This is a genomic window from Streptomyces sp. NPDC026377 (assembly GCF_055567715.1).
Map to the genome: position 1 here is coordinate 59765 of NZ_JBVHPV010000011.1, position 14248 is coordinate 74012.

Consider the following 14248-nt stretch of genomic DNA (forward strand, 5'->3'; position numbering starts at 1 on the left):
TGGAACGACTATGACTTACACCGAAGGGACAACCATGGAAGCCAGGGCCCAGGCGCGGTACATCCGCGTCACGCCCATGAAGGCCCGCCGCGTGGTGGACCTCATCCGTGGCATGGATGCCACGGAGGCTCAGGCGGTCCTGCGTTTCGCCCCGCAGGCCGCGAGCGTGCCGGTTGGCAAGGTGCTGGACAGCGCCATTGCCAACGCTGCACACAACTACGACCACACCGACGCCTCTTCGCTGGTCATCAGCGAGGCGTACGTGGACGAGGGCCCGACCCTGAAGCGGTTCCGTCCGCGTGCTCAGGGCCGTGCCTACCGGATCCGTAAGCGGACCAGCCACATCACCGTGGTCGTCAGCAGCAAGGAAGGAACCCGGTAATGGGCCAGAAGGTAAACCCGCACGGGTTCCGGCTCGGCATTACCACGGACTTCAAGTCCCGGTGGTACGCCGACAAGCTGTACAAGGACTACGTCAAGGAAGACGTCGCCATCCGTCGGATGATGACGTCCGGCATGGAGCGCGCCGGCATCTCGAAGGTGGAGATCGAGCGCACCCGTGACCGCGTGCGTGTGGACATCCACACCGCTCGTCCCGGCATCGTCATCGGCCGCCGTGGCGCCGAGGCCGACCGCATCCGCGGCGACCTCGAGAAGCTCACGGGCAAGCAGGTCCAGCTGAACATCCTTGAGGTCAAGAACCCCGAGATGGACGCTCAGCTGGTCGCGCAGGCCGTCGCCGAGCAGCTCTCCTCCCGCGTCTCCTTCCGTCGTGCCATGCGCAAGAGCATGCAGGGCACGATGAAGGCCGGCGCCAAGGGCATCAAGATCCAGTGTGGCGGCCGTCTCGGCGGCGCCGAGATGTCCCGCTCGGAGTTCTACCGCGAGGGCCGTGTGCCCCTGCACACGCTCCGCGCGAACGTGGACTACGGCTTCTTCGAGGCCAAGACGACCTTCGGCCGCATCGGCGTGAAGGTCTGGATCTACAAGGGCGATGTCAAGAACATCGCCGAGGTCCGCGCCGAGAACGCAGCGGCCCGTGCGGGTAACCGCCCGGCCCGTGGTGGCGCCAACGACCGTCCGGCCGGTGGCCGCGGTGGTCGTGGCGGCGAGCGTGGCGGTCGCGGCCGCAAGCCGCAGCAGGCTGCGCCGGCTGCCGAGGCCCCCAAGGCCGAGGCTCCCGCCGCCGCCGCTCCGGCTGAGAGCACCGGAACGGAGGCCTGACCGACATGCTGATCCCCCGTAGGGTCAAGCACCGCAAGCAGCACCACCCCAAGCGCCGCGGTATGGCCAAGGGTGGTACGACGGTTGCGTTCGGCGAGTACGGCATTCAGGCCCTCACGCCGGCGTACGTGACCAACCGCCAGATCGAGGCGGCTCGTATCGCGATGACCCGCCACATCAAGCGTGGCGGCAAGGTCTGGATCAACATCTACCCGGACCGCCCGCTCACGAAGAAGCCCGCCGAGACCCGCATGGGTTCCGGTAAGGGTTCCCCCGAGTGGTGGGTCGCGAACGTTCACCCGGGCCGGGTGATGTTCGAGCTGTCCTACCCGAACGAGAAGATTGCTCGTGAGGCGCTCACCCGCGCTGCTCACAAGCTTCCGATGAAGTGCCGCATCGTTCGGCGCGAGGCAGGTGAGGCGTGATGTCGGCCGGAACCAAGGCGTCCGAGCTGCGCGAGCTGGGCAACGAGGAGCTTGTTGCCAAGCTCAGCGAGGCCAAGGAAGAGCTGTTCAACCTCCGCTTCCAGGCGGCGACCGGCCAGCTCGAGAACCACGGTCGGCTCAAGTCCGTCCGTAAGGACATCGCCCGGATCTACACCCTGATGCGCGAGCGCGAGCTGGGCATCGAGACGGTGGAGAGCGCCTGATGAGCGAGAAGAATGTGACTGAGACGACTGAGCAGCGCGGTTTCCGCAAGACCCGTGAGGGTCTGGTCGTCAGCGACAAGATGGACAAGACCGTCGTCGTCGCTGTCGAGGACCGCGTGAAGCACGCGCTGTACGGCAAGGTCATCCGCCGTACGAACAAGCTCAAGGCGCACGACGAGCAGAACGCTGCCGGCGTCGGCGACCGCGTCCTCATCATGGAGACGCGTCCGCTGTCGGCGACCAAGCGCTGGCGCATCGTCGAGATCCTCGAGAAGGCCAAGTAATTTCCTGAGCTCTCGCTCAGGAACAGTTCCGCCAGGCTCGGCCGGGGCTTGAGAGATCAGGCCCCGGCCGGGAACCGGCAGACGATCAGGAGATAGACGTGATCCAGCAGGAGTCGCGACTGCGTGTCGCCGACAACACTGGTGCCAAGGAGATCCTTTGCATCCGTGTTCTCGGTGGCTCCGGTCGCCGCTACGCGGGCATCGGTGACGTCATTGTCGCCACCGTCAAGGACGCGATCCCCGGTGGCAACGTGAAGAAGGGCGACGTCGTCAAGGCTGTCGTCGTGCGCACCGTCAAGGAGCGTCGTCGTCAGGACGGCTCGTACATCCGCTTCGACGAGAACGCGGCCGTCATCCTCAAGAACGATGGCGACCCCCGCGGCACCCGCATCTTCGGCCCGGTGGGCCGGGAGCTGCGCGAGAAGAAGTTCATGAAGATCATCTCGCTCGCGCCGGAGGTGCTGTAAGCATGAAGATCAAGAAGGGCGACCTGGTTCAGGTCATCACCGGTAAGGACAAGGGCAAGCAGGGCAAGGTCATCGCGGCCTTCCCCCGCGAGGACCGCGTCCTGGTCGAGGGTGTCAACCGGGTCAAGAAGCACACGAAGGCCGGCCAGACCGCTCGCGGTTCGCAGACCGGCGGCATCGTGACCACCGAGGCCCCGATCCACGTGAGCAACGTTCAGCTCGTCGTGGAGAAGGACGGCAACAAGGTCGTCACGCGTGTCGGTTACCGCTTCGACGACGAGGGCAACAAGGTTCGCGTTGCCAAGCGGACGGGTGAGGACATCTGATGGCTACCACCACCACTCCGCGTCTCAAGACGAAGTACCGCGAGGAGATCGCGGGCAAGCTGCGTGAGGAGTTCTCGTACGAGAACGTCATGCAGATCCCCGGCCTCGTCAAGGTCGTCGTCAACATGGGTGTGGGCGACGCCGCCCGCGACTCCAAGCTGATCGACGGCGCCATCCGCGACCTGACCACGATCACCGGCCAGAAGCCGGCCGTGACGAAGGCCCGGAAGTCCATCGCGCAGTTCAAGCTGCGTGAGGGTCAGCCGATCGGCTGCCACGTCACCCTTCGTGGTGACCGCATGTGGGAGTTCCTGGACCGTACGCTGTCGCTCGCGCTGCCGCGTATCCGTGACTTCCGCGGTCTGTCGCCGAAGCAGTTCGACGGCCGTGGCAACTACACCTTCGGTCTCACGGAGCAGGTCATGTTCCACGAGATCGACCAGGACAAGATCGACCGTACCCGGGGTATGGACATCACCGTGGTCACCACGGCGACCAACGACGACGAGGGCCGTGCCCTCCTTCGTCACCTCGGCTTCCCCTTCAAGGAGGCGTAAGCGAGATGGCGAAGAAGGCTCTCATCGCGAAGGCTGCCCGCAAGCCCAAGTTCGGTGTGCGTGGGTACACCCGCTGCCAGCGCTGCGGTCGCCCTCACTCCGTGTACCGCAAGTTCGGCCTGTGCCGCGTCTGCCTTCGTGAGATGGCTCACCGTGGCGAGCTGCCGGGCGTGACCAAGAGCTCCTGGTAAACCCCGCAATTTCGGGTTTTTCCGGAGTCTCTCGGTAAGTAAAGGGTGGGCGGAGGCCCCTCCCTCCATGGCTTAGGCTAGGAGGGTTGGGCGTCCGCCGCCCAGACGACTTACTACGCCGTAGGTCCCCGCACCGCACCCGTCCCGCCCATGAGTGGGGAGAGGGATGGCGCATACAGGAAACCCCGGCGAGAGAGGCCGAAGGCCAATTCATGACCATGACTGACCCCATCGCAGACATGCTCACTCGTCTGCGTAACGCTAACTCGGCGTACCACGACACCGTCGTGATGCCGCACAGCAAGATCAAGTCGCACATCGCGGAGATCCTCCAGCAGGAGGGCTTCATCACCGGCTGGAAGGTCGAGGACGCCGAGGTCGGCAAGAACCTCGTCCTCGAGCTGAAGTTCGGCCCGAACCGCGAGCGCTCGATCGCCGGCATCAAGCGGATCTCGAAGCCGGGTCTGCGTGTGTACGCGAAGTCCACCAACCTGCCGAAGGTCCTCGGCGGCCTGGGCGTGGCGATCATCTCCACGTCCCACGGTCTCCTGACCGGTCAGCAGGCAGGCAAGAAGGGCGTGGGTGGGGAAGTCCTCGCCTACGTCTGGTAGTCGGGAACGGAGGAAAAGCTAATGTCGCGAATCGGCAAGCTCCCCATCCAGGTTCCCGCTGGTGTGGACGTCACCATCGACGGCCGTACGGTCAACGTGAAGGGCCCCAAGGGCACCCTCACGCACACCGTTGCCGCGCCGATCGAGATTGTTAAGGGCGAGGACGGCGTTCTCAACGTCACCCGTCCCAACGACGAGCGTCAGAACAAGGCCCTGCACGGCCTGTCCCGCACGCTGGTGGCGAACATGATCACCGGCGTGACCCAGGGATACACCAAGGCGCTCGAGATCAGCGGTGTCGGTTACCGCGTCCAGGCGAAGGGCTCCAACCTGGAGTTCGCGCTCGGATACAGCCACCCGATCACCATCGAGGCCCCCGAAGGCATCACCTTCAAGGTCGAGACGCCCACGAAGTTCTCGGTCGAGGGCATCGACAAGCAGAAGGTCGGCGAGGTCGCGGCGAACATCCGCAAGCTGCGGAAGCCCGACCCGTACAAGGCCAAGGGCGTCAAGTACGCCGGCGAGGTCATCCGCCGCAAGGTCGGAAAGGCTGGTAAGTAAGCCATGGCATACGGTGTGAAGATCGCCAAGGGCGACGCTTACAAGCGTGCGGCCAAGGCGCGCCGCCACGTCCGCATCCGCAAGCACGTGTCGGGTACGGCGGAGCGTCCGCGCCTCGTCGTGACGCGTTCCAACCGCGGTATCACCGCCCAGGTCATCGACGACATCAAGGGTCACACCCTGGCGTCGGCGTCGAACCTGGACGCGTCGATCCGCGGTAACGAGGGCGACAAGTCCGCGCAGGCCAAGTCGGTCGGCGCCCTGGTCGCCGAGCGCGCCAAGGCCGCCGGTGTCGAGGCCGTCGTGTTCGACCGTGGTGGCAACAGGTACGCCGGGCGCATTGCCGCTCTGGCTGACGCCGCCCGCGAAGCCGGGCTGAAGTTCTAAGCCCCGGTTCCGGGACTAACGGACGTAACAGAGAGAGGTAAATCCAATGGCTGGACCCCAGCGCCGCGGAAGCGGTGCCGGTGGCGGCGAGCGGCGGGACCGGAAGGGTCGCGACGGTGGCGCTGCCGCCGAGAAGACCGCCTACGTTGAGCGCGTTGTCGCGATCAACCGCGTTGCCAAGGTTGTCAAGGGTGGTCGCCGCTTCAGCTTCACCGCGCTGGTCGTGGTGGGCGACGGTGACGGCACCGTAGGTGTCGGTTACGGCAAGGCCAAGGAAGTTCCCGCGGCCATCGCCAAGGGTGTCGAGGAAGCCAAGAAGAACTTCTTCAAGGTTCCCCGCATCCAGGGCACCATCCCGCACCCCATCCAGGGTGAGAAGGCCGCGGGCGTCGTCCTGCTGAAGCCTGCTTCCCCCGGTACCGGTGTTATCGCCGGTGGCCCGGTGCGCGCCGTCCTGGAGTGCGCCGGCGTTCACGACATCCTGTCGAAGTCGCTCGGCTCCGACAACGCGATCAACATCGTGCACGCGACCGTGGCGGCCCTCAAGGGCCTGCAGCGTCCCGAGGAGATCGCGGCCCGCCGCGGTCTGCCCCTCGAGGACGTCGCCCCCGCGGCTCTGCTTCGTGCGCGTGCCGGGGCGGGTGCGTAATGGCTCGCCTCAAGATCACGCAGACGAAGTCGTACATCGGCAGCAAGCAGAACCACCGCGACACCTTGCGTTCGCTCGGGCTCAAGCGCCTGAACGACGTGGTTGTCAAGGAGGACCGTCCCGAGTTCCGCGGCATGGTGCACACCGTCCGCCACCTCGTGACGGTTGAGGAGGTCGACTGACATGGCGGAGAACAAGCCGCTCAAGGCCCACGACCTCCGTCCCGCCCCGGGCGCCAAGACCGCCAAGACCCGTGTGGGTCGTGGTGAGGCGTCGAAGGGTAAGACGGCCGGCCGTGGTACCAAGGGTACGAAGGCCCGTTACCAGGTTCCGGAGCGCTTCGAGGGTGGCCAGATGCCCCTCCACATGCGTCTTCCGAAGCTGAAGGGCTTCAAGAACCCGTTCCGCACCGAGTACCAGGTCGTGAACCTGGACAAGCTCGGCGCCCTCTACCCCGAGGGTGGCGAAGTCACCGTTGCCGACCTGGTCGCCAAGGGTGCCGTGCGCAAGAACAGCCTCGTCAAGGTCCTGGGCCAGGGCGAGATCTCCGTGGCGCTGCAGGTGACGGTCGACGCCGTCTCCGGCTCCGCCAAGGAGAAGATTGCCGCCGCCGGCGGCACCGTCACCGAGCTCGTCTGAGACAGCTCGTTGGCCTGAACATCCGACCGGGGATGCCCTCTCATATGGGGCATCCCCGGTTGGTCGTTCCTAGGGGGGCAGGGTCGCCGGTAAGGTGGCGTGCACTGTCTAAGTTTCCGTGCGGTATGCCGTTCGGTTCCTCTGACTCATTCGTATTCGTCGATCCTCAAGACCGTCACCTCTTGCGCACCTGGCGCGGGGGTCGCAGGAGGCACCGTGCTCACCGCGTTCGCCCAGGCGTTCAAGACGCCTGACCTGCGCAAGAAGCTGCTCTTCACGCTCGGCATCATCGTGCTCTACCGGATGGGGACGCACGTCCCGATCCCGGGGGTGAGCTACAAGAACGTTCAGATCTGTGTCGACCAGGCCCAGCAGGGCAACAGCCTCTTCGGCCTGGTGAACATGTTCAGCGGCGGCGCGCTGCTGCAGATCACGATCTTCGCGCTGGGCATCATGCCGTACATCACGGCGAGCATCATCCTGCAGCTGCTGACCGTGGTGATCCCGCGTCTGGAGGCCCTCAAGAAGGAGGGCCAGGCCGGCACGGCCAAGATCACGCAGTACACGCGTTACCTGACGGTCGCCCTGGCGATCCTCCAGGGCACCGGCCTGGTGGCCACCGCCCGCTCGGGTGCGCTGTTCAGCGGCTGCCAGGTCGCCAGCGAGATCGTGCCCAACCGGTCGATCTTCACCACCATCACGATGGTCATCACCATGACCGCGGGCACCGCCGCCGTCATGTGGCTCGGTGAGCTGATCACCGACCGCGGCATCGGCAACGGCATGTCGATCCTGATGTTCATCTCGATCGCCTCCAGCTTCCCCACCTCGCTGTGGGCCATCAAGAAGCAGGGGCACCTGGCCCAGGGCTGGATCGAGTTCGGCACCGTCATCCTGGTCGGCCTGGTCATGGTCGCCCTGGTGGTCTTCGTCGAGCAGGCCCAGCGCCGTATTCCGGTGCAGTACGCGAAGCGCATGATCGGCCGCCGTTCCTACGGCGGCACCTCGACCTACATCCCACTGAAGGTCAACCAGGCGGGTGTGATTCCCGTCATCTTCGCGTCCTCGCTGCTCTACATCCCCGCATTGGTCGTACAGTTCTCGAACTCGACCTCGGGCTGGGCCACCTGGATCAAGGACAACTTCGTCAAGGGCGACCACCCGTACTACATCATCAGCTACTTCCTGTTGATCGTGTTCTTCGCCTTCTTCTATGTGGCGATCTCGTTCAACCCCGAGGAAGTCGCCGACAACATGAAGAAGTATGGTGGCTTCATCCCGGGCATCCGGGCTGGTCGACCTACTGCTGAGTACCTGAGCTACGTGCTCAACCGGATCACCTGGCCGGGGTCGCTGTATCTGGGACTGATCGCGCTCGTACCGACGATGGCGTTGGTGATCTTCGGGGCCAACCAGAGCTTCCCGCTGGGCGGGACAAGCATCCTCATCATCGTGGGTGTGGGTCTGGAGACCGTGAAGCAGATCGAGAGCCAGCTCCAGCAGCGCAATTACGAAGGGTTCCTCCGCTGATGCGAATCGTCCTCGTCGGGCCGCCCGGTGCCGGCAAGGGAACGCAGGCCGCGTTCCTCGCCAAGAACCTCGGGATCCCGCACATCTCCACGGGCGACCTCTTCCGTGCCAACATCAGCCAGGGCACGGACCTGGGCAAGCAGGCCAAGGCGTACATGGACGCGGGCAACCTGGTGCCCGACGAGGTCACCATCGGGATGGCCAAGGACCGCATGGCCCAGCCGGACGCGCAGAGCGGTTTCCTGCTCGACGGCTTCCCGCGCAACGTGGTCCAGGCCGAGGCCCTCGACGAGGCGCTGAAGACGGACGGCGTGCGGCTCGACGCCGTCCTGGACCTCGAAGTGCCCGAGGACGAGGTCGTGAAGCGGATCGCCGGGCGGCGGATCTGCCGCACCGACTCCGCGCACGTCTTCCACGTCGCCTACAACGCGCCGAAGACCGAGGGTGTCTGCGACATCTGCGGCGGCGAGCTGTACCAGCGCGGTGACGACACCGAGGCCACGGTCCGCAAGCGCCTCGAGGTCTACCACACCGAGACCGAGCCGATCATCGACTACTACCGGGCGCAGGGCCTGGTCGTGACGATCTCGGCGCTCGGCAAGGTCGACGAGGTCACGGAGCGCGCGATGCACGCTCTGAAGGCCGAGAAGACGGCCTGACACCTTTTCGTACGCGGTTCGCGGCCGCGGTGCCCCTGGAGGGGCGCCGCGGCCGCTGCCGTGTCCGGGCCCGGCGGGCCGTATCGTTGACGTACCCCCGTATCCGTACTCAGAAAGGCGTCAGCCGCCATGGTGGAGATCAAGACCCCCGAGCAGATCGCGAAGATGCGCGAGGCGGGGCTGGTCGTCGCCGCCATCCACGCGGCGACCCGTGAGGCCGCGGTGCCCGGCGCCACGACGAGGGACCTGGACGAGGTCGCCCGCAAGGTGATCGCCGAGCACGGCGCCAAGTCGAACTTCCTGGGGTACGGCGGCTTCCCCGCCACCATCTGCACCTCGGTCAACGAGGTCGTCGTGCACGGCATCCCGGACGAGAAGACCGTCCTGAAGGACGGCGACGTCATCTCCATCGACGCGGGCGCGATCGTCGACGGCTGGCACGGAGACGCGGCCTTCACCGCCTTCGTGGGCTCCGGCCACGCTCCGGAGCTGATCGAGCTCTCCCGGGTCACCGAGGAGTCGATGTGGGCCGGGATCGCGGCGGTGAAGAAGGGCAACCGCCTGGTGGACGTCTCCCGGGCGATCGAGAGCTACATCCGCCGCCAGCCGCGCCCGCCGAAGGGCAAGTACGGGATCATCGAGGAGTACGGCGGCCACGGCATCGGCTCCGAGATGCACATGGACCCCCACCTGCTGAACTACGTGGACAAGCGCCGTCTCCTCGGCCGCCACAACCCGAAGCTCGTCCCCGGCTTCTGCCTGGCCATCGAGCCGATGGTGTCGCTCGGCACCCCGCGCACGGAGGTCCTGGAGGACGACTGGACGGTCATCACCACGGACGGCACCTGGTCCTCGCACTGGGAGCACTCGGTGGCGCTGACCGAGGCCGGTCCGATCGTCCTGACGTCCCCGGACTGCGGCAGGGCGAAGCTGGCGGAGTACGGGGTCACGACGGCCCCGGACCCGCTGGGCTGAGCGCCGGGGGCGCACGCCGCTTAACGATCTACTGGTGAGGGCACACTTCCCTGATTCGTCTTTTCGGGTGCCCTGACGTAGACTGATGCGTCGGCTCTCGTGTATCAGTGTGTCCGCACACGATCGCGGGAGTCGATCAAGGTAGCCGATTCGAAAGGCGAAGCGTGGCCAAGAAGCAAGGTGCCATCGAAATCGAGGGCACCGTGATCGAGTCCCTCCCGAACGCCATGTTCAAGGTGGAGCTCCAGAACGGTCACAAAGTCCTCGCGCACATCAGCGGCAAGATGCGGATGCACTACATCCGCATCCTCCCCGATGACAGGGTCGTGGTGGAGCTCTCTCCGTACGACCTGACGCGTGGCCGGATCGTCTACCGGTACAAGTAGATCTCACGACCCGGAGAACCTGAATCCCATGAAGGTCAAGCCGAGCGTCAAGAAGATCTGCGACAAGTGCAAGGTGATCCGCCGCCACGGCCGGGTCATGGTCATCTGCGACAACCTGCGCCACAAGCAGCGCCAGGGCTGACGCACGCCGACCGACCTGCACTTACGCAGTTCTTCGCGCGACGCACGAAAACGTACATACGCAGAGCCCGCCCAGCCCGCACTGGGCCGGCGACACCTCCGGCGGGGGCCGGGGACCCGGGCCGTACCATCTCTCTCTTCGGAAGAGGTCGGCGGTCGGGAGTGGCTCTGCGGAAGACCCCCGAACACACAGGAGCCATTGAATGGCACGCGTTTCCGGTGTTGACATCCCGCGCGAAAAGCGCGTGGAGATCGCACTCACCTACGTCTTCGGTATCGGGCGCACCCGGTCCAAGGAGATCCTCGCCTCCACCGGCGTGAACCCGAACACCCGCGTTCGTGACCTGGCCGAAGAGGACCTGGTCAAGATCCGCGAGTACGTGGACGCCAACCTCCGTACCGAGGGTGACCTCCGCCGCGAGATCCAGGCCGACATCCGCCGCAAGGTCGAGATCGGCTGCTACCAGGGTCTGCGTCACCGTCGTGGCCTTCCGGTCCACGGCCAGCGCACCAGCACGAACGCCCGTACCCGCAAGGGCCCGCGTCGCGCGATCGCCGGCAAGAAGAAGCCGGGCAAGAAGTAGTCCTCAGCGGACGCTTGACCACACGGTCTTCGCTGTAGGACCGACCACCTCCCGTAGGAGATATAGATGCCCCCCAAGGGTCGTCAGGGCGCTGCCAAGAAGGTGCGCCGCAAGGAAAAGAAGAACGTCGCTCATGGCCACGCGCACATCAAGAGCACGTTCAACAACACGATCGTCTCGATCACGGACCCCGCGGGCAACGTGATCTCCTGGGCGTCCGCCGGCCACGTCGGCTTCAAGGGCTCCCGCAAGTCGACTCCGTTCGCCGCGCAGATGGCCGCCGAGTCGGCTGCCCGCCGCGCGCAGGAGCACGGCATGCGCAAGGTCGACGTCTTCGTCAAGGGTCCCGGCTCCGGCCGTGAGACCGCGATCCGCTCCCTCCAGGCCACCGGCCTCGAGGTCGGCTCGATCCAGGACGTCACTCCCACGCCGCACAACGGCTGCCGTCCGCCCAAGCGCCGCCGCGTCTGACGCACGGTCGCCGGACTGCTCGCAGGTCTGAGGTTTCGGGCGGCAGAACCCCTCTCCGGGGTACTGCCGCCCGTACCCTTGCAGTACGCAGTACCCCGAGGGCGTCAAATAGTGGGCGCCCACGACTGAAGGAACACACATGCTTATCGCTCAGCGTCCTTCGCTGACCGAAGAGGTCGTCGACGAGTACCGCTCCCGGTTCGTGATCGAGCCGCTGGAGCCGGGCTTCGGCTACACCCTCGGCAACTCCCTCCGCCGTACCCTCCTCTCCTCGATCCCGGGCGCCGCTGTCACCAGCATCCGGATCGACGGCGTGCTGCACGAGTTCACCACCGTGCCGGGCGTCAAGGAGGACGTGACCGACCTCATCCTCAACATCAAGCAGCTGGTCGTCTCCTCGGAGCACGACGAGCCGGTCGTGATGTACCTGCGCAAGCAGGGCCCGGGCCTGGTCACCGCCGCCGACATCGCGCCCCCGGCCGGTGTCGAGGTGCACAACCCGGACCTCGTCCTCGCCACGCTCAACGGCAAGGGCAAGCTGGAGATGGAGCTGACCGTCGAGCGCGGTCGCGGCTACGTCTCCGCCGTGCAGAACAAGCAGCTGGGCCAGGAGATCGGCCGTATCCCGGTCGACTCCATCTACTCCCCGGTGCTCAAGGTCACGTACAAGGTCGAGGCGACCCGTGTCGAGCAGCGCACCGACTTCGACAAGCTGATCGTCGACGTCGAGACCAAGCAGGCCATGCGTCCGCGTGACGCCATGGCGTCGGCCGGCAAGACCCTGGTCGAGCTGTTCGGTCTGGCGCGCGAGCTCAACATCGACGCCGAGGGCATCGACATGGGCCCGTCCCCGACGGACGCCGCGCTCGCCGCCGATCTCGCCCTGCCGATCGAGGAGCTGGAGCTCACCGTTCGGTCGTACAACTGCCTCAAGCGCGAGGGCATCCACTCCGTGGGTGAGCTCGTCGCCCGCTCCGAGGCCGACCTGCTCGACATCCGCAACTTCGGTGCGAAGTCGATCGACGAGGTCAAGGCGAAGCTGGCCGGTATGGGCCTCGCCCTGAAGGACTCGCCGCCCGGATTCGACCCGACCGCCGCCGCCGACGCCTTCGGCGCCGACGACGACGCGGACGCGGGCTTCGTGGAGACCGAGCAGTACTAAGAGCTCGGGCCTTTCGGTCCGTACTCGGGCGCGGGTGCGCTGTGCTTGACCGTGCCCCGCGACGGAGTCGCAGATGGACACCGCCCCGCGCCCCTTCCAAGCCCCTTCGGGGGCCTGGATCTCCGACAGGTAACCGCCTGCTCGGATACTGACCCCAGTACCTGATACGGCCGGGGCAGACACCAAGGAGAAACACCATGCCGCGTCCCACCAAGGGTGCCCGTCTGGGCGGCAGCGCCGCGCACGAGAAGCTGCTCCTCGCCAACCTGGCGAAGTCGCTCTTCGAGCACGGCCGCATCACCACGACCGAGGCCAAGGCCCGCCGCCTGCGTCCGGTCGCCGAGCGCCTGATCACCAAGGCGAAGAAGGGCGACATCCACAACCGTCGCCTGGTGCTGCAGACGATCACCGACAAGGGCATCGTCCACACCCTCTTCACCGAGATCGCCCCGCGGTACTCGGAGCGTCCGGGTGGTTACACCCGTATCACCAAGATCGGCAACCGCCGTGGTGACAACGCGCCGATGGCCGTGATCGAGCTGGTCGAGGGCGAGATCGCCAAGAAGGCGACCGTCGCCGAGGCCGAGGCCGCCACCAAGCGCGCCGTCAAGGAGGCCGACGAGGCCAAGGGCGCCGAGGCCACCGAGGCCGAGGACGCCGCTCCGGCGGAGGAGTCGAAGGACGCGTAAGCGTTCCGCAGACCGACGGACGGGTCCGTTCCCCCTGGGGGACGGGCCCGTTCCGTTTTCCCGCCGCTCTGAGAGGATTCTGTTCGTGAGTGATGAGGTGGAGCCCGGCCTGGTCCGGGTGCGGCTGGACCTGAGCTATGACGGCAAGGACTTCTCCGGCTGGGCCAAGCAGCCCAGCGGCCGGCGGACCGTACAGGGCGAGATCGAGAGCGCGCTGCGGACGGTGACCCGGTCGACCCGGACGTACGACCTCACCGTGGCCGGGCGTACCGACGCGGGCGTCCACGCGCGCGGCCAGGTGGCCCATGTCGACCTGCCCGAGGAGGTCTGGGCCGAGCACCGCGAGAAGCTGCTGCGGCGGCTCGCGGGGCGGCTGGCGCACGACGTGCGGATCTGGCGCGTCGCCGAGGCCCCCAGCGGCTTCAACGCGCGCTTCTCCGCGATCTGGCGGCGGTACGCCTACCGGGTCACCGACGACCCCGGCGGGGTCGACCCGCTGCTGCGCGGCCATGTGCTGTGGCACGACTGGGAGCTGGACGTCGAGGCGATGAACGCCGCCTCGGCCGCGCTGCTCGGCGAGCACGACTTCGCCGCGTACTGCAAGAAGCGCGAGGGCGCCACCACCATCCGCACCCTCCAGGAGCTCTCCTGGGTGCGGGGCGAGGACGGGATCGTCACCGCGACCGTCCGCGCCGATGCCTTCTGCCACAACATGGTGCGCTCCCTGGTGGGCGCGCTGCTGTACGTGGGGGACGGGCACCGGGGGGTGGAGTGGCCGGGGAAGGTGCTGGCCGCGGCGGTGCGGGACTCGTCCGTGCACGTGGTCAAGCCGCACGGCCTCACCCTGGAGGAGGTCGGCTACCCCGCCGACGAGCTGCTCGCCGCCCGCAGCCGCGAGGCGCGCAACCTGCGGACGCTGCCGGGTTCCGCGGGGGCGGATGCCGGGGCTGGTTGCTGCTGAGCTTCGGCTGCGGACTGTCCGTGGTTGCTCGCGCCCACGCGGCGGAGCCGCACATGTCACAGCCCCGCGCCCCTCGAACGCCGCTGCGCGGCATCCCCTTGGGGGCGCGGGGAGCTGCGCGGGCAACCCACTACCGGACCGCAGG

At 66.7% G+C, this 14248-nt stretch carries 25 protein-coding genes; all 25 read left to right on the plus strand.

Annotation, left to right across the window (positions count from 1 at the left end):
• The first annotated feature begins 34 nt into the window (after window positions 1-34).
• Complete coding sequence (rplV, locus tag ACZ4MU_RS22670; RefSeq protein ID WP_004571827.1) at window positions 35-382, plus strand: 50S ribosomal protein L22; 348 nt, start codon at window positions 35-37, stop codon at window positions 380-382.
• The gene (rpsC, locus tag ACZ4MU_RS22675) at window positions 382-1224 is read left to right on the plus strand and encodes a 30S ribosomal protein S3 (protein WP_358835979.1); all 843 of its coding nucleotides are present in this window, start codon (window positions 382-384) and stop codon (window positions 1222-1224) included. The genes rplV and rpsC overlap by 1 nt, the downstream gene beginning before the upstream one ends.
• Window positions 1225-1229: 5 nt before the next feature.
• Window positions 1230-1649, plus strand: a complete 420-nt coding sequence (rplP, locus tag ACZ4MU_RS22680) for a 50S ribosomal protein L16 (RefSeq protein WP_053727610.1) — start codon at window positions 1230-1232, stop codon at window positions 1647-1649.
• Complete coding sequence (gene rpmC, locus ACZ4MU_RS22685; RefSeq protein WP_067163159.1) at window positions 1649-1873, plus strand: 50S ribosomal protein L29; 225 nt, start codon at window positions 1649-1651, stop codon at window positions 1871-1873. Before rplP ends, rpmC begins: the two co-directional genes overlap by 1 nt.
• Entirely contained in the window at window positions 1873-2157 is a 285-nt protein-coding gene (gene rpsQ / locus ACZ4MU_RS22690) for a 30S ribosomal protein S17 (RefSeq protein ID WP_283142059.1), read from the plus strand. Before rpmC ends, rpsQ begins: the two co-directional genes overlap by 1 nt.
• A gap of 98 nt (window positions 2158-2255) precedes the next feature.
• Window positions 2256-2624: a 50S ribosomal protein L14 gene (rplN, locus tag ACZ4MU_RS22695; RefSeq protein WP_053727611.1), complete on the plus strand. Its 369-nt coding sequence runs from the start codon at window positions 2256-2258 to the stop codon at window positions 2622-2624.
• Window positions 2625-2626: 2 nt separating this feature from the next.
• Window positions 2627-2950: a 50S ribosomal protein L24 gene (gene rplX, locus ACZ4MU_RS22700; protein ID WP_067163164.1), complete on the plus strand. Its 324-nt coding sequence runs from the start codon at window positions 2627-2629 to the stop codon at window positions 2948-2950.
• Complete coding sequence (rplE, locus tag ACZ4MU_RS22705; protein ID WP_358835982.1) at window positions 2950-3507, plus strand: 50S ribosomal protein L5; 558 nt, start codon at window positions 2950-2952, stop codon at window positions 3505-3507. Before rplX ends, rplE begins: the two co-directional genes overlap by 1 nt.
• 5 nt (window positions 3508-3512) lie before the next feature.
• The gene (locus ACZ4MU_RS22710; RefSeq protein WP_003948630.1) at window positions 3513-3698 is read left to right on the plus strand and encodes a type Z 30S ribosomal protein S14; all 186 of its coding nucleotides are present in this window, start codon (window positions 3513-3515) and stop codon (window positions 3696-3698) included.
• 212 nt (window positions 3699-3910) lie between these two features.
• Window positions 3911-4309 (plus strand): 30S ribosomal protein S8, encoded by a 399-nt coding sequence (gene rpsH / locus ACZ4MU_RS22715; RefSeq protein WP_067163170.1) that lies wholly within the window; start codon window positions 3911-3913, stop codon window positions 4307-4309.
• A gap of 21 nt (window positions 4310-4330) precedes the next feature.
• Complete coding sequence (gene rplF / locus ACZ4MU_RS22720) at window positions 4331-4870, plus strand: 50S ribosomal protein L6 (protein WP_365105709.1); 540 nt, start codon at window positions 4331-4333, stop codon at window positions 4868-4870.
• Between the two features lie 3 nt (window positions 4871-4873).
• Window positions 4874-5257, plus strand: coding sequence for a 50S ribosomal protein L18 (rplR, locus tag ACZ4MU_RS22725; RefSeq protein WP_467879453.1), 384 nt, complete (start codon window positions 4874-4876; stop codon window positions 5255-5257).
• Between the two features lie 46 nt (window positions 5258-5303).
• Window positions 5304-5906 carry a 30S ribosomal protein S5 gene (gene rpsE, locus ACZ4MU_RS22730; protein WP_017239585.1) on the plus strand — a complete coding sequence of 201 codons (603 nt, stop codon included), beginning with the start codon at window positions 5304-5306 and terminating at the stop codon, window positions 5904-5906.
• A complete protein-coding gene (gene rpmD / locus ACZ4MU_RS22735; protein ID WP_005313525.1) occupies window positions 5906-6088 on the plus strand; it encodes a 50S ribosomal protein L30 in 183 nt (60 codons plus the stop codon). The genes rpsE and rpmD overlap by 1 nt, the downstream gene beginning before the upstream one ends.
• A gap of 1 nt (window position 6089) precedes the next feature.
• Entirely contained in the window at window positions 6090-6545 is a 456-nt protein-coding gene (gene rplO / locus ACZ4MU_RS22740) for a 50S ribosomal protein L15 (RefSeq protein WP_358835985.1), read from the plus strand.
• A gap of 216 nt (window positions 6546-6761) precedes the next feature.
• Complete coding sequence (secY, locus tag ACZ4MU_RS22745; protein WP_101389608.1) at window positions 6762-8075, plus strand: preprotein translocase subunit SecY; 1314 nt, start codon at window positions 6762-6764, stop codon at window positions 8073-8075.
• Window positions 8075-8734, plus strand: a complete 660-nt coding sequence (locus ACZ4MU_RS22750) for an adenylate kinase (protein WP_467879457.1) — start codon at window positions 8075-8077, stop codon at window positions 8732-8734. The genes secY and ACZ4MU_RS22750 overlap by 1 nt, the downstream gene beginning before the upstream one ends.
• Before the next feature lie 129 nt (window positions 8735-8863).
• Window positions 8864-9709: a type I methionyl aminopeptidase gene (gene map, locus ACZ4MU_RS22755; protein ID WP_406551846.1), complete on the plus strand. Its 846-nt coding sequence runs from the start codon at window positions 8864-8866 to the stop codon at window positions 9707-9709.
• A 164-nt stretch (window positions 9710-9873) separates the two neighbouring features.
• The gene (gene infA / locus ACZ4MU_RS22760) at window positions 9874-10095 is read left to right on the plus strand and encodes a translation initiation factor IF-1 (RefSeq protein ID WP_003956442.1); all 222 of its coding nucleotides are present in this window, start codon (window positions 9874-9876) and stop codon (window positions 10093-10095) included.
• 28 nt (window positions 10096-10123) lie between these two features.
• Window positions 10124-10237 carry a 50S ribosomal protein L36 gene (gene rpmJ, locus ACZ4MU_RS22765; protein WP_003956441.1) on the plus strand — a complete coding sequence of 38 codons (114 nt, stop codon included), beginning with the start codon at window positions 10124-10126 and terminating at the stop codon, window positions 10235-10237.
• Between the two features lie 202 nt (window positions 10238-10439).
• Entirely contained in the window at window positions 10440-10820 is a 381-nt protein-coding gene (gene rpsM / locus ACZ4MU_RS22770; RefSeq protein ID WP_146481856.1) for a 30S ribosomal protein S13, read from the plus strand.
• Window positions 10821-10886: 66 nt separating this feature from the next.
• On the plus strand, window positions 10887-11291 hold the full coding sequence (rpsK, locus tag ACZ4MU_RS22775; protein ID WP_006376016.1) for a 30S ribosomal protein S11: 405 nt from the start codon (window positions 10887-10889) through the stop codon (window positions 11289-11291).
• Window positions 11292-11430: 139 nt separating this feature from the next.
• Entirely contained in the window at window positions 11431-12453 is a 1023-nt protein-coding gene (locus ACZ4MU_RS22780) for a DNA-directed RNA polymerase subunit alpha (RefSeq protein ID WP_010473911.1), read from the plus strand.
• Between the two features lie 197 nt (window positions 12454-12650).
• The gene (gene rplQ, locus ACZ4MU_RS22785; protein ID WP_358836283.1) at window positions 12651-13142 is read left to right on the plus strand and encodes a 50S ribosomal protein L17; all 492 of its coding nucleotides are present in this window, start codon (window positions 12651-12653) and stop codon (window positions 13140-13142) included.
• A gap of 85 nt (window positions 13143-13227) precedes the next feature.
• Complete coding sequence (truA, locus tag ACZ4MU_RS22790) at window positions 13228-14103, plus strand: tRNA pseudouridine(38-40) synthase TruA (RefSeq protein ID WP_467879461.1); 876 nt, start codon at window positions 13228-13230, stop codon at window positions 14101-14103.
• The last annotated feature ends 145 nt before the right edge of the window (window positions 14104-14248 follow it).

Coding starts and splice junctions, on each gene's coding strand:
- ACZ4MU_RS22780 (WP_010473911.1), top strand. CDS start 11,431: ATGCTTATCGCTCAGCGTCCTTCGCTGACCGAAGAGGTCGTCGACGAG.
- map (WP_406551846.1), top strand. CDS start 8,864: ATGGTGGAGATCAAGACCCCCGAGCAGATCGCGAAGATGCGCGAGGCG.
- rplP (WP_053727610.1), top strand. CDS start 1,230: ATGCTGATCCCCCGTAGGGTCAAGCACCGCAAGCAGCACCACCCCAAG.
- rplF (WP_365105709.1), top strand. CDS start 4,331: ATGTCGCGAATCGGCAAGCTCCCCATCCAGGTTCCCGCTGGTGTGGAC.
- rplX (WP_067163164.1), top strand. CDS start 2,627: ATGAAGATCAAGAAGGGCGACCTGGTTCAGGTCATCACCGGTAAGGAC.
- rpmJ (WP_003956441.1), top strand. CDS start 10,124: ATGAAGGTCAAGCCGAGCGTCAAGAAGATCTGCGACAAGTGCAAGGTG.
- rplO (WP_358835985.1), top strand. CDS start 6,090: ATGGCGGAGAACAAGCCGCTCAAGGCCCACGACCTCCGTCCCGCCCCG.
- rpsM (WP_146481856.1), top strand. CDS start 10,440: ATGGCACGCGTTTCCGGTGTTGACATCCCGCGCGAAAAGCGCGTGGAG.
- ACZ4MU_RS22750 (WP_467879457.1), top strand. CDS start 8,075: ATGCGAATCGTCCTCGTCGGGCCGCCCGGTGCCGGCAAGGGAACGCAG.
- rplE (WP_358835982.1), top strand. CDS start 2,950: ATGGCTACCACCACCACTCCGCGTCTCAAGACGAAGTACCGCGAGGAG.
- rpsC (WP_358835979.1), top strand. CDS start 382: ATGGGCCAGAAGGTAAACCCGCACGGGTTCCGGCTCGGCATTACCACG.
- rplQ (WP_358836283.1), top strand. CDS start 12,651: ATGCCGCGTCCCACCAAGGGTGCCCGTCTGGGCGGCAGCGCCGCGCAC.
- rpsH (WP_067163170.1), top strand. CDS start 3,911: ATGACCATGACTGACCCCATCGCAGACATGCTCACTCGTCTGCGTAAC.
- rpsK (WP_006376016.1), top strand. CDS start 10,887: ATGCCCCCCAAGGGTCGTCAGGGCGCTGCCAAGAAGGTGCGCCGCAAG.
- ACZ4MU_RS22710 (WP_003948630.1), top strand. CDS start 3,513: ATGGCGAAGAAGGCTCTCATCGCGAAGGCTGCCCGCAAGCCCAAGTTC.
- rpmC (WP_067163159.1), top strand. CDS start 1,649: ATGTCGGCCGGAACCAAGGCGTCCGAGCTGCGCGAGCTGGGCAACGAG.
- rpmD (WP_005313525.1), top strand. CDS start 5,906: ATGGCTCGCCTCAAGATCACGCAGACGAAGTCGTACATCGGCAGCAAG.
- rpsQ (WP_283142059.1), top strand. CDS start 1,873: ATGAGCGAGAAGAATGTGACTGAGACGACTGAGCAGCGCGGTTTCCGC.
- rplR (WP_467879453.1), top strand. CDS start 4,874: ATGGCATACGGTGTGAAGATCGCCAAGGGCGACGCTTACAAGCGTGCG.
- rplV (WP_004571827.1), top strand. CDS start 35: ATGGAAGCCAGGGCCCAGGCGCGGTACATCCGCGTCACGCCCATGAAG.
- rpsE (WP_017239585.1), top strand. CDS start 5,304: ATGGCTGGACCCCAGCGCCGCGGAAGCGGTGCCGGTGGCGGCGAGCGG.